Source organism: Candidatus Symbiopectobacterium endolongispinus, assembly GCF_018777385.1.
Lineage (GTDB): Bacteria > Pseudomonadota > Gammaproteobacteria > Enterobacterales > Enterobacteriaceae > Symbiopectobacterium > Symbiopectobacterium endolongispinus.
The window spans coordinates 485467-498599 of sequence record NZ_JAFJYB010000003.1 but is presented as its reverse complement, the minus strand read 5'-3'; the positions used below and the strand labels follow the sequence as shown (position 1 = coordinate 498599).

Genomic DNA, 13133 nt, shown 5'->3' with positions numbered 1-13133 from the left:
GGGGAAGTCCTCGCGGGTCGTCTTCCTCCCACACGCACGTCATGGACGGGTTCACAGGGAACTAGCAAATGTGATACCATTCACAAAAACTGCTTATAATCAATGCGATGAGATTCTATGTACAAATAAACCGCGACCAATGTCGCGGTTTATGTCGGTTTTGTCGCACAAGCGACGATCTTGTCAGCGTTCAACAGGCATCGTCTTAATCCTGCCATTCTGTTTCCGCCAGCAGGTGAACAAAGCGGTTCGGATCGCGCTGGCGTCGCCGAGAGCTTTGTTCGTTGTCTGCCCAGCACAGCTGTATCTGCTGCAACAACTGCGCGATAGAGGTTTCCGGTGGTACACGCACAGCACGCCCACCACTTGTAGCAGTTGGCGAAACACCGCATCACCGATGGCGACGCAGTAGAGCGTCACGCACTCCTCCAGCGCGTTGATACGGCTCGCCAGCTTCTCTTCCTGATGGCCGTGCTGCACATTGAAATCCACCACTTTCAGCAACCGCACCTGATCCTGTTTTACGCCATAGACCACCAGCCGCGGTGTGGCACCAAAATGCTGATCCACATGGTGGTAATCCGAGCTGGCGAAGGCGACCTGCATCGACCAGACGGCCGAACTGATGGTGCTAAGATGACGGCTAACAGGTTGCATGCCTCACCTCCGAACGCTGTGCGCCGCGAAATTGCTGACGCAAGGGTGAGTGATAGGCAGATACCGGATGATGGTGTTCCAGCATCAGGTTCGCCAGTTCGAACAAGGTATCCCGAATACCGGCATAGCCTTGTCGCACCTTGCGAAACTCGCCCAGCCTATCGAATACCGGGAAGCCCGCGCGAATCAGCGGAATACCAAACTGTTCCGCCAGATCGGCAGCATGAGAATTCGCCACCAGCATATCCGCGGGGTGTTTAATCAGCAGATCCTGCATGTCTTCCAAATCGCCAATCACCACCTGTTCGACGGGCAGAGAAAGCAATCCCGGCTGCATGCCATGGCTCAGCGCAAAATCACTCCATGCCGCCAGCAGATCGCCTTCTGCCGCCAATGCAATCTTTCTGCCCTGCAACGCCATATGGCAGTCGATCATCGCATCCTGCACCTGACCGCGCTGGCGCTCAATCCACGCGGGCACCTCACGCCCAGAGAGCTGTTGCAGGTGATGGATAACCGCATCCACCGTCGCCATCGTCATCATATGTGGCACCGTTAACGCCAGACCGCGACTACGCTGCGCCATTAACCCGGCGGCACGCTGGAGTGACAGCCCTACGCTGATGGTGCTCAGGCTATGCCCCATCTGTTCGATAGCGCGCAGCGTTGTCCCACCCTGCGTCACAGACTGATAATCCCCACTGGCAAGATGCCCGTCCAACGACAGTGACAGATCTGGCACCATCACCGCTTGCAGGCCGAATGCTTTAACATAACTGCGCAGCAGTTCCACTTCGCCAGGATTCACCAGATGGCTGAGCAGCAGGTTTACGCGCCGGTTGCGCACGCCTGCGGGCGGCTTTTCCGGCACCCATTGTTCAACCACACTTTCAACCACCGCACTAAACCGGTTTTCCAGCGATCCGTATAAGTCCGGTGTATTCACCGTCAGAATCGCGGTGGATTTAAAGCGCGGGTGTTCTGCACGAAATTCGCGTACCGCGCGTGTCAAGTCACTACCCTGCGCTTCCGACAGCCCGGTGCTGATCAACACGATGGCTTTGGTGGCATTGCGCTGACACATGGTGCTGAGCGTCGTCAAAATGTTGCCATCCGCGCCCATCACCGTGGTTGTTGGGTCCATTGCCGTCGATTGCAGCGGAATCGGATCGTGAAAATGTTGGATAAAAACACTTTGGCAAAAGCGCTGCACCCCTGTGCACCATGTACCAACGGAATGCTCTGCTCGAAGCCCTGACTCGCCAGAATGGCACCCAACGGTTGCCCACTCTTGATAGGGCTGGTGGCAAACGGTTTCTTATTACGGATAACGTCAGCCATTACGAACTCCTTAGCGCCAGGGGGCAGATTGATGCGTTTGCGGCCAGATCGGGCTTTCCAACGTCAAACAAATGTTTTCTGCCAGCGTGATGATGCCGCGATAACCCGCGTAGGCGTGTTCACGCTCCTGATTGATATCGAGAAATGGCATGCGCGCTTTGTAAGCGGTGTACATGTTGCGCCCCCCAGCAATCATCATATAGGCACCATAGCGATAGGCTACGTCCAACAGGGTGCGCGCATTGCCCTCATCAAGCATCACGGCGTTATCCCCCATCAGTTCGCGAATGCGTGCTTTATCTTCCTGCATCTTCCTGCGTAGATTTCCGCGCGCCGGTAGCAACCACCGTCATACCGAGATCTTGTAGCGCCGATACCACTGACCAGGATTTCACGCCGCCGGTATAGAGCAGTGCCTTGCGCCCCCTGAGCCGCGCACGATACGGTGCCAGCGCCTTTTCCGCAGCGGCTTCTTCCCGAGCGATCAGCGCTTCGGTGCGTTGTATCAGGGCGTCATCCTGCAACAATGCGGCAAGCTGGCGCAGCGCATCAGACATGGCACGTACACCGTAGAAGCTGCCTTCGAACCACGGTGTGCCATAACGTTGTTCCAGACTGCGCGCCACATTGATGAGCGCGCGGGAGCAGACCAGCATGTTAGCCTGTGCACGGTGCAAGGTCTGAATTTCAGCAAAGCGTCCATAACCGGACAAATTGCCCAGTACGCGAATACCCAGTTCGTCGAGTAGCGGATGCACATGCCAGAACTCACCCGCGATATTGAACTCGCCAATAAGTCCGATATCGTGGCGATGCGTGACAGGGATTGCGCTGGTTTCCGGCCACGGCGCGGGTTCACGCGTGCCAATCACCTGCTTGAGCATCACCTCACCGGCCAGACGGTTGCCAAAATTTTTGCTGCCGTAGAAACCCGCCGCATCCACAGAGATCACTGGCACGCCCACTGCCACCGTTGCGGCACTGCACACTGCATCGATATCATCCCCTTCCATCGCAGGAACACAGGTATTGTAGACAAAAACAGCGGCAGGATCGTAGCGCTCCACAATATGGCGCACGGCATGAAACAGCCGCCGCTCACCGCGCCCCATGATCACATCCTGCTCATTAAGATCGGTGGTAAATCCCCGTCGGTTCAATCTTGGCCCAGAACTCTGACTGCCACGATTATCCCAGGAACTGCCCGCACACCCGATAGGTCCATGTACCAAATGAGCAACATCAGACAATGGTAGTAGTGTTATCTGCGCCCCATCAAAGGCGCAACCGCCCGCTGTGGCACTGGGCTTTGGTGCGCTACACCCGGTTTTCTGTTTGTGATTATGCTCGCAGGCAGGCTCATCAAGCAGCGCCAAAATTTCATTCCCCTTCATTTTGCCATCGTCGAGTCAGTTGACTTTATGACGCTGTTGCAATTCGCGGTCCATAAATAAACGCTTTATTTCATAGTGATATAATTGTTTGTTTTGCAACAAACGCGACAAAGAGGTAAAAGGAACAGAACCTGACAATGGCAGGGCTCGAGGTTGCCGCCCCGTATCTAAAGGACAAGGCCTCCGCGCTACGGTTTTTGACGCGCTGCCCAGTAACACGGAGATCCACACTTTTACGATCACCGTCGATAAACCGACGTAGTGGCACGCTATGGGGTTACTTCAAAGGGGGCGTTATTAATCGTTCTCATATTTTCTATTGCTAATTTATATAACACGAACATCATATCAAACTTCAGTGGTGTTGCTGCTCTGCTAACTCTGGCAACCGTGTCACTGTTGAACGGTCTGCCACTGCCAAGATCAGAAATCATTGTTGCCAGAAAATCTGCATTTTCCATAAAAGCATTTGCGCGCAACATAGGATCTCTTTTGAGAATCTCTTTGAATTGAATTTCATCAATAGGAATGTTGGGGTGTTGTTGTCGGTATGCTTCAAGAAATTTATAATCAATGGAGATAGACTCACCGTTTCGACCAAAAATACCGTCAATAAAACTATCCATAAACTCACTGGCATCCCCTACACGGCTCGTCGATGGCGCTATATGAAAATCGAGGGAACCAGAAAAATGTGAGACTTCATGCAGTGTAGTAAGGTGCATTTGGGTTCCGATTTGACCCGCGACATGAAAATTATCAACCATGATAATCATCCTTCTAAAAACATCATCCCTATATACAAATGCCATCACACCCTTTTCATTAGCTAGATAGGGATTACTGATTGTATGAGATGAAGCAAAATAAATATTATCAACTTCATGTTTCAAATATTCGTTAATTTTTCCAGTATGAAATATTAACTTTTCAATGGCCTCACACTCAATGCGTTGACGAAGATGAATATCTGTTATTTCCTCTAAGCCCAAAACGTCTGATACATACTTCATTATTCTATTTCTCGTAGGGTAATTAAGTACCCTATTATCATTCCTCATCATTGTTCTTTCGAATTCATGTGCCAAGTGACCAACACGCTCCCTGGCTATATTCACAGAACTTTTATAAGTTTCAATATTCTGTTTCAATTGTATGAACTCATTTGGCACCGATTCTATGCTTTGATTAAAACGACAAAGGTATACATTATCACGAGAATAATGATCCTTTACCGCTTGAATAATCTGATTCGACTTGAACGTATGTTCTGTGAGCAAATGAGGTTGTTCGCCAACACTGACATACGCTGTGCCACCGTTACTTAGATGAAGGAAAGGGACATTTGTCGAGGGTAAAAATCCTGTTTGCATAGTTATGCCTTCTGGAAGGCTAACGACATAACCATCAGGGTTATTATTACGCATAGAGATATCATATTGATCCATTTTTTGAATATTATCTTTATTATCAATTCTAGCGCGCTTATTTTTTTGATAGAGAACAGCGTCAACATTTGGATTCAAAATATTCTCTTTTGACAAACCATAATATTTTCCAAACAACGTATTGTTATCTGGGTTTATGGATACGCATATATCTTCGCCATGAAAATTATCTATTTTTTTACCGGGACATCGATAGTTGAATCCGGAAATCGAGCAAGTATAATTCCTTGCGCTGTCGCAGATGTTTTTTTCTGTAGCACGTTAGGAGATACTAATTTTTGTGCCAATTCAATGCCTTTCTTCTCTTGTTTGAGATAAGCAATCAGTTTACTGGAAATCAACCCTCCACTCTTAGCTAATAACTCAAATCCAGGATCAACAGCTTGGAGTGAGAGGCGGCCAAATTTTATATATTCACTCATTGCCGGTAGACTGACATTATTCAGCAGTACAATTCTTGCTCCAGAAAATGTGCCCCGCATTAATTGTTTTCCGGCCAGTCGAATGCCTCTTGTCAATCCCATCCCAAACTTTACTCCAAGGGAGGCGGCATATCCCGCAGCAGGGATCAATGTCAATGCATCCAAATAACAGGAACCAATGTATTCTTCAGCAGCATCTTTTTTGGTAGCCCCCTCGATGCAGGTATAAAAAGGAATAAAATTTTTTGTAAAGTTCCATATTTTTTGTAATTGAGACTTATCATTGCCTTTCTCATAAAACTCTTCATAAAACTCATTAGTATATTTATCATTGAAATATTCGACAAAAAAATCTTTCCCTCTATTATCAACTTCAATAGTAGAATCTCCTTTAATAAATTGATAATAATAGGTAAATTTGGCGATTAGTTTATTACCTTCAATTTTATATTTTTCAAAAAAATTATGATTTAACAAGCCCGCTTTGATATATTGATGCAAAAAACGATCGGCGCGAATTATTTTATAAGGGGAGTCTGATGAAAGATTTTCTTTTTTAAGGCATAAACCATTTCCTCGTTCCCTACCGTTACAGAAAAGAGATCGGCATCTTTTACATCAATATAGAAATTCGGATCGTAATAAGTATCGTGTCCTGTATTTATCATGGGGAGCAGCGTATGCATGAATAGTCTTATTGAATTAACTTTAGCCCCCGCAGATGAAATAAAATCCAACTCAGATTTTTCTATTAAAGAGAAAGCATTGTTGATAAAAAAGCGGTTGACGGTTTTGAACTTCTCAGATAAATCTCTCGTCAACTTTTCATATTCTTTATCAAGGCTATCCGGAGCGGCGTCGCAGGGTTTCGAAAAACCATTCATATAGCCTTCTCTGATCGATCCCGATTTAATCATAAGTTCTTTTTTTGGAGATACAGTACCCGTTTTCAAAAATTCAGAGGTAAAACAATCATCGATGATACTATCTGCTAATGTTATTTTAGAGACCCACGAAGATAAAGAAGTGCTAAAATCATTGTACTTAACAATAAAATCTTGCTGTGACGCGATCACTTTTTTCTGATACTGAATATATTTATCAACAACCGCAAGTTTAACACTCAATGAGTAATCTTCAGGGTCTGATTGATGAGTGGTATTACCTGCCATCATAATGACTGAGGGTAAAATGAGATACCCGGCCTCATTAATTGTAATACTCTCACTGAAAGCCATATTCCACAAAGACCTTCCGACTGCAGTTATCTCTTCTGAAGAGGTTTCAGCCATTTTCCCCATGTGATTTACCGCTTTGTATCCCGTATACAAATCTGCAAAATCCTGACTCTGTAGTGACATGGCTATAATATTTTTATCCTGACTTTGCAAAAATGGGAATTCCTCACTAAGATGATTTTCCCACATGATATTTAAACCATTCCGTTGTTCTGCATCCAGATGTGCAATATTTACCCTTCCCTCCTTAATAAGCTCATTCATATTAAATATGGCTTTCAGACTGCTGACAGTAAAATATGATGGATATCCAGATGAAACCATTTTATCAAAAATATATTTCTCCAGAGAGCAAGCCAATACTTGATGAAAAAGCCACTCTTTTATAACAGTTTTAGCCATAGCAGGTGAAATATATTCCCCATCTACGCCACCATACAGGTTAGCACTTGCTAATATAACTCTAGCTACTTTTCTTTGTTTTTTTGCGTTTCACCATAAGAAGTTTCTGTATAAAGATATTTCGCCAGGGCCGAGATCACTTGTTCCTTTTCACTATGTTGACCCGAAGAAAACGCGTCTATCAGACCATTTCGCTGCAAAAAACGTATGATACGCTCTTGGCCAGTCCCCTCAGTTGCATGCAAGGTGTTCCTTTTTTTGATGACGTGCGTTGGAGACGCTTTGATGCTCTTTTCACTGAAAAGCAGTGGAGTAGCGGTTTCCTCCATCCCAGAGCCAGCGGCCATAGCGGTTGAATCACAGTTTTTTTCAGTTCACCGATTGCTTCAATTCTATTTTTTTATCATTCAAGCTAAGGGCATGATCAATACTTATTTTATTACTTTGATTTATGTTTTCAATAATCTGTTCATGCAATGAAGTTATTGGCAAAAGGTTTTCACGAATGGGATTACGATTTTCTTGAGGTTCTTTGGATTGTTTCTCGTTTCTGCAGGGCATTTTATCGAATACGGATAATGTGGTGGTTGAGATTCCTTGCATAGCAAATTTTCCTTGTAAGTATAAATTAAAGGAACAACAACTATGGAATAGCCAAGACTCTAGTGCGGTCACTTATTTGGTATAGCATGATTTGATGCTGCATGATTGATATTAGAGAAGATATCTTTTAGCGGCAGCCGTCATTACTTACTTTATATCAAAAATAAAAAAACACAGGGGAATGTGTTCAACGTTGTTTCTTAGTTTACCATAAAAGAACAAGAATCAGATAAGTAAGCATTTATATTGATTAATCCATTAACTAATAAAGATAAAAAGCACCTCTAAAAAATATATATAAAATTCAGGTTGTTCTCATATATATGAGAACAACCTGAGAAGAGGAACATCGTTAAAAAATACGCAATTCAAGCGGGTTACCCTTCTCCAGCCGTTTTGCCAGTCAGGGTGGCAGGCGATCGGTCATCAACGTTTGCAACGCGTCACGCTGTGAAGAAATGCTAGTGCCGGGCGGCACTTTCATTGGATGTATATTATGGCGAATAATCCGCGCCGCCGCCGGGCCACCAATCGCTTCACAGAACAGCAGATGGCAGCCTGCAAGCAGTTGAGCGCGTACTTCATTGCTTTCCTGCTCCCCCGGTTCACTGGGATAACGGCGCAACCCATGTAGCCACGAGCCCGTGCCGTCAAAGGCGTAAATAAAAAACAGGCGGCACTGCCCAAAATGGCCGTTGATCGCGATACCATCCCGTGACGAAAATGTCACCAGCAGTTGCGGTTCGCGCCCCGGCGGCGACATCACCGCAAGGTGCGGGGGCATTTCGCCGCGCAGACACGCCATCACCCGTTGCCAGCGGCCCCGAGTCATCACCGCGCGATCGCCGGGAAAACGCGCCATCAGTTGTGGTTGATCCAGCGACGACAAGTAGGCCAGATCGAGCGAGGCTTCATCCTCGTGCGCAATCCAGCGTAACAGTTGCGGTGAGGAAAGTTCAGGCAGGCAATGCATCAGCGCAAACAGTCGCCAGAACAGACGATCATCATCAGACATGTTCTCTCCTCATTCATGCCAGGCTGGGGCGCGAGGCCAGCAGGCTGACAGGAAACTGCGGTTTTTCCGTTTGCGGGTTCACGTAGTAGCGTTTTTCCCCTTCCAGCGCCACTTCGCCCCCCCAGCAATCCTGACTGTCAAACTCTATCCCAATCACCCTCGCCTCTAAATCCTGCTTGGCGATATAGCAATACAGTTGCGCGTCGCGCTCACGAAAAATCACTATCGGCATAAACGCCTCCTCAGTGGCAACCGTGGCAAGGTGACGGCCCGGATAATGCCGAGCCGATAAGTGGGCCACGTTGACCAGGGGATCAACGAACAAGATCGAAGTTGTAGTCTGTCTTGCCGAGCTTCATGGTATCTCTGTCGATCTTCTCCATTACCGCATTAACTAACTGAAACTAACTGAGTAAGAATCGACATAACCCCTTCATACCCCCAGGTGGTTTGGCGATGCAGATGATGGCGATCGAAAATAGGGAATCCCAGACGAATCAACGGCACTTCAAACTGCTCTCCCTTCGCCAAGGTGTCGCGCTGAATGAATTTGCCGTAGGAGTTACCAATCATGAAATCCGGTTTGTTGGTGAACATCAGCGAGCGGAAATGCCACAGATCGCAGTTGATATACACCTCACTCCCCTGCCCATAAGGAGAAGCACTCAGCATTTTTTTCATCGCTTTCTGCCAACGTTTATTGGCGTTGTGGCACAAGATGACCGTCGGTTCACAACCCAACTCCAACAGGAATTGCGTCAGCCCCATCACAAAATCCGGAACGCCGTAGAGGCCAAAGCGTTTGCCATGTAGCCAGGTGTGGGAATCCAGCATCATATCCACCAGCCTGCCGCGCTCCAGCGTCAACGCATCACCGACTGGCACGCCAGTCAGTTCACTCACTGTCATCAGCAGTTTGTCCGCCGCATCCAGTCCAATCGGCACATAGACCTCGGTAGCCGGCTGATTCCAGTTCTCCTGCACCATTTTCTTAGTTTTTATCAGGTGCCACGGTTGCGACAGCAGCGTATCGATGGCGTTCGGTGCATCACGCATCTCTTGCTGGGTAGTCCCGCCTGCGTACATACGGTAGTGGCCGTCTGCCGGCGTATCCAGCACCTCTGACGGATCGGACAGGACGGTGCACGGCACGCCCATCTGTTCCATCATGCGTTTCAGTACCCGGTAGTTGCCCTGATAGGTTTCAAATCCGGTAACCAGATTCAGGCGCGCCAGACTACCGGGCTGATAGTTATTGCCTTCACCGCTGATAAAAGTGCGGGCAAACCCTTCAAACATGTTGTCCCACCCGGTGATATGGCTGCCGATAAAGCTCGGCGTGTAGGCGTAGGGGATAGGCATTTGCGCGTCGACAAAACCGTCTTTCTTGGCATTGGCGATAAACGCTTGCAGGTCATCGCCAATGACTTCCGCCATACAGGTGGTGGAAACGGCGATCATCTCCGGTTTGTAGAGTGCGCTGGCGTTCTGCAAACCGGCATTCATGTTGTTGTTCCCACCAAACACCGCGGCGTCTTTCGTCATGGAGTCAGAAACACAGGCGATGGGCTCCTTGAAATGACGGTTAAAATAGGTGCGGAAGTAGGCAACGCACCCCTGAGAGCCGTGCACATAGGGCAAGGTGTTGGCAAAACCCAGCGCGCACAATACCGAGCCCAACGGCTGGCACGCTTTCGCCGGATCAATGGTGAGCGCTTCGCGCTTAAAGTTAAGTTCCTGGTACTCCGGCGTGGTAGTCCACTCGAAGACTTCACGCACGCGCTGCTCGTCATGCGCCTCTTCCATCGGGCGTTTGTTGTGAAACAGCGCCTGGTATTCATCCTGCTCAAACAACGGAAAGCAGGCATGGGTTTTTTCAGCAGTTTGACTCATGGTGTACTCCTCCCGCGCCACAAATCGGTGAACAAACGGGATATCAGGATAAGGGTTAGGCCGATTTCAGCCACGGAGCTGTCAGTTCACGCCAACTGGGGTTATTAAGCGTCATGTCCATGTCACGGGCAAAAATGGCGAAACCGCCATAGCCGTGGTACGGACCGGAATAATCCCAGGAGTGCATCTGGCGGAAAGGCACCCCCATCTTTTGAAAAAGATGTACTTTTCCTTAATGCTGGAACCGATCAAATCGGGTTTCAGCGCCTTGACGAATACTTCCAGCTCATAGCTGCCGGCATCATCAAACAGCAGCGTGCCTTCTTTCAGATACGGCAGCGTGCGGTCGTAGTCGTCGTTGTGGTCGAATTCATAACCGATACCAATAATCTCCATACCGAGATCTTCATAAGCACCGATGATGTGACGTGGACGTAATCCCCCGAGATACAGCAGTACCCGGCGGCCTTCCAAACGCGGACGGTACTTGGCGATAATCGCCTCCGTTTGCGCCTGATAACGGGCAATCACGGTTTCGACATTTTGCTTGATGGTGTCATCAAACTGCCCGGCGATTTTGCGCAGCGATTCGGCAATCTTGGTCGGGCCAAAGAAGTTGTATTCCATCCAGGGAATACCGTGCTTTTCTTCCATATGCCGTGAGATGTAGTTCATCGAGCGGTAGCAGTGCACCAGATTCAATTTCACGTTGGGGGTGTTTTCCATTTCCACCAGCGTGCCGTCGCCGGACCACTGCGCTACCACACGCAATCCCATCTCTTCGAGCAGAATACGCGACGCCCAGGCGTCACCGCCGATGTTGTAGTCCCCGATAATCGCCACGTCATAAGGCGTAGACTCAAAGGGTTTACCTTCACGGTTATCCAGCACCCAATCGCGGATCACGTCGTTGGCAATATGGTGACCGAGAGATTGCGACACACCGCGGAACCCTTCGCAGCGCACAGGTACCACCGGTTTACCAATCGCTTTACGGCTGGCATTGGCCATCGCTTCGATATCATCGCCTATCAACCCCACCGGACACTCGGACTGGACGGAGATCCCTTTACTGAGCGGGAACAACATTTCCAGCTCTTCAATCAGTTTGGCGAGTTTTTTGTCACCGCCAAACACTATGTCCTTTTCCTGAAAATCCGAGGTAAAGTTCAGCGTGCCAAAGCTATTTACACCGCTGACACCTGTGTAATAGTTACGACGTCCGGCACGGGAGTACTGGCCGCAGCCAATCGGGCCGTGTGAGATATGCACCATATCCTTGATCGGTCCAAACACTACCCCTTTGGAGCCGGCGTAGGCGCAGCCGCGTACCGTCATCACCCCCAGTTGCGATTTACGGTTTGATACCAGGCATTTCCCCACGCTCTCCTGCGCCGGGTCGGTAACCATCATGTGTTTTTGGCGCTCTTTGCGCGTTTTTTCAGGGAAAACTTCCAGCACTTCCTGTATGATTGCCTGATTGCGTTCACGGGTTGCGTTTGTCATTTCACTGTTCCTTCTGCATCAGGGCCCCCACGGGCGGGGGCTGACGCCGTTGAGCGATCAGGCCGCATTCTCTTCGGCAGCGGTTTTACCGATGATGCTGGCGTCTTCTTCCATGATGCCGAATTCCATCAGCAGATCTTCCAGTTCATCCATGGTGCAAGGCACCGGGATCACTTTCATGGTGTTGTTGACAATCTTCTGTGCCAGCGTGCGGTATTCATTAGCTTGCTTACAGTTCGGGTCGTATTCGATGACTGTCATACGGCGAATTTCAGCGCGCTGTAAGATATTGTCGCGGGGTACGAAGTGGATCATCTGCGTGCCGAGTTTTTCTGCCAGCGCGATGATCGGCTCATCTTCGCGATCGGTATTGCGCGAATTACAAATCAATCCCCCTAAGCGCACCTTACTGGTTTTGGCGTATTTCACGATCCCTTTGGAAATGTTGTTGGCGGCATACATCGCCATCATTTCGCCGGAGCACACGATGTAAATTTCCTGCGCTTTGTTCTCACGAATCGGCATGGCGAAGCCGCCACACACCACGTCACCCAGGACGTCGTAGAACACAAAATCCAAGTCGTCTTCATACGCCCCTTCTTCTTCCAGGAAGTTGATGGCGGTGATCACCCCACGACCTGCGCAGCCAACACCCGGCTCCGGACCACCGGATTCGGCGCAGCGCACGTTGCCGTAGCCAATTTGCAGCACATCTTCCAGCTCGAGGTCTTCAACCGAGCCGACTTCTGCCGCAATTTCCATAATGGTGTTCTGCGCTTTAGCGTGAAGAATCAAACGTGTGGAGTCCGCTTTCGGGTCACAACCGATGATCATGACCTTCTTGCCCATTTCCGCCAGTGCGGCGACCAGATTCTGAGTGGTGGTGGATTTACCAATCCCCCCTTTGCCATAGATGGCACATTGACGCAAAGCCATGATTGCTTCTCCTCTTTCGGGTTGGAGGCGTGTGGTACGCCGAAGGTGTTGCATTCCCCATGTTGCAGGGAACGTACCATTCATGCCAAAACAGGTAATTAATTGAAATTACTAATGTTGTAAGAAGTTTGCTTGCCGGGGAGAAAACAAACACAAAACAAATGGCAACCCAATTGTTGTAAAACGGACAATCGAGCCACAGAGGAGCGGCAACGCGGCTTTCCGGTGACAGGAGCGACAGTTTGTTGGCTGCACGACAGGATGTGACCCTTTCTGTC

8 protein-coding genes and 5 pseudogenes are annotated in these 13133 nt (G+C 48.8%); all 13 read right to left on the bottom strand.

Annotated features, from left to right (window positions below):
• Nucleotides 1-205: 205 nt before the first annotated feature.
• Nucleotides 206-657, bottom strand: a pseudogene (locus tag JZM30_RS13990) (NifB/NifX family molybdenum-iron cluster-binding protein).
• Nucleotides 644-1998: pseudogene (nifN, locus tag JZM30_RS13985) on the bottom strand (nitrogenase iron-molybdenum cofactor biosynthesis protein NifN). Before nifN ends, JZM30_RS13990 begins: the two co-directional pseudogenes overlap by 14 nt.
• A 10-nt stretch (nucleotides 1999-2008) precedes the next feature.
• A pseudogene (nifE, locus tag JZM30_RS13980) lies at nucleotides 2009-3392 on the bottom strand (nitrogenase iron-molybdenum cofactor biosynthesis protein NifE).
• A gap of 269 nt (nucleotides 3393-3661) precedes the next feature.
• On the bottom strand, nucleotides 3662-4957 hold the full coding sequence (locus tag JZM30_RS13975; RefSeq protein ID WP_252319452.1) for a hypothetical protein: 1296 nt from the start codon (nucleotides 4955-4957) through the stop codon (nucleotides 3662-3664).
• Nucleotides 4958-5010: 53 nt separating this feature from the next.
• A complete protein-coding gene (locus tag JZM30_RS13970) occupies nucleotides 5011-5763 on the bottom strand; it encodes a hypothetical protein (RefSeq protein WP_252319450.1) in 753 nt (250 codons plus the stop codon).
• A gap of 17 nt (nucleotides 5764-5780) precedes the next feature.
• Nucleotides 5781-6902 (bottom strand): hypothetical protein, encoded by a 1122-nt coding sequence (locus JZM30_RS13965; protein WP_252319448.1) that lies wholly within the window; start codon nucleotides 6900-6902, stop codon nucleotides 5781-5783.
• A 65-nt stretch (nucleotides 6903-6967) separates the two neighbouring features.
• Entirely contained in the window at nucleotides 6968-7231 is a 264-nt protein-coding gene (locus JZM30_RS13960; protein ID WP_252319446.1) for a hypothetical protein, read from the bottom strand.
• A gap of 40 nt (nucleotides 7232-7271) precedes the next feature.
• Nucleotides 7272-7505, bottom strand: coding sequence for a hypothetical protein (locus tag JZM30_RS13955; protein WP_252319444.1), 234 nt, complete (start codon nucleotides 7503-7505; stop codon nucleotides 7272-7274).
• A gap of 403 nt (nucleotides 7506-7908) precedes the next feature.
• Nucleotides 7909-8520: a NifB/NifX family molybdenum-iron cluster-binding protein gene (locus tag JZM30_RS13950; RefSeq protein WP_252319442.1), complete on the bottom strand. Its 612-nt coding sequence runs from the start codon at nucleotides 8518-8520 to the stop codon at nucleotides 7909-7911.
• 13 nt (nucleotides 8521-8533) lie between these two features.
• Nucleotides 8534-8752, bottom strand: a complete 219-nt coding sequence (gene nifT / locus JZM30_RS13945; protein WP_252319441.1) for a putative nitrogen fixation protein NifT — start codon at nucleotides 8750-8752, stop codon at nucleotides 8534-8536.
• A gap of 82 nt (nucleotides 8753-8834) precedes the next feature.
• Nucleotides 8835-10413: pseudogene (nifK, locus tag JZM30_RS13940) on the bottom strand (nitrogenase molybdenum-iron protein subunit beta).
• 55 nt (nucleotides 10414-10468) lie between these two features.
• Nucleotides 10469-11919: pseudogene (gene nifD, locus JZM30_RS13935) on the bottom strand (nitrogenase molybdenum-iron protein alpha chain).
• 57 nt (nucleotides 11920-11976) lie between these two features.
• A complete protein-coding gene (gene nifH, locus JZM30_RS13930; protein ID WP_252319439.1) occupies nucleotides 11977-12855 on the bottom strand; it encodes a nitrogenase iron protein in 879 nt (292 codons plus the stop codon).
• Nucleotides 12856-13133 lie beyond the last annotated feature (278 nt).

Coding starts and splice junctions, on each gene's coding strand:
- JZM30_RS13960 (WP_252319446.1), bottom strand. CDS start 7,231: ATGGAGGAAACCGCTACTCCACTGCTTTTCAGTGAAAAGAGCATCAAA.
- JZM30_RS13950 (WP_252319442.1), bottom strand. CDS start 8,520: ATGTCTGATGATGATCGTCTGTTCTGGCGACTGTTTGCGCTGATGCAT.
- nifH (WP_252319439.1), bottom strand. CDS start 12,855: ATGGCTTTGCGTCAATGTGCCATCTATGGCAAAGGGGGGATTGGTAAA.
- JZM30_RS13965 (WP_252319448.1), bottom strand. CDS start 6,902: ATGGCTAAAACTGTTATAAAAGAGTGGCTTTTTCATCAAGTATTGGCT.
- JZM30_RS13955 (WP_252319444.1), bottom strand. CDS start 7,505: ATGCAAGGAATCTCAACCACCACATTATCCGTATTCGATAAAATGCCC.
- nifT (WP_252319441.1), bottom strand. CDS start 8,752: ATGCCGATAGTGATTTTTCGTGAGCGCGACGCGCAACTGTATTGCTAT.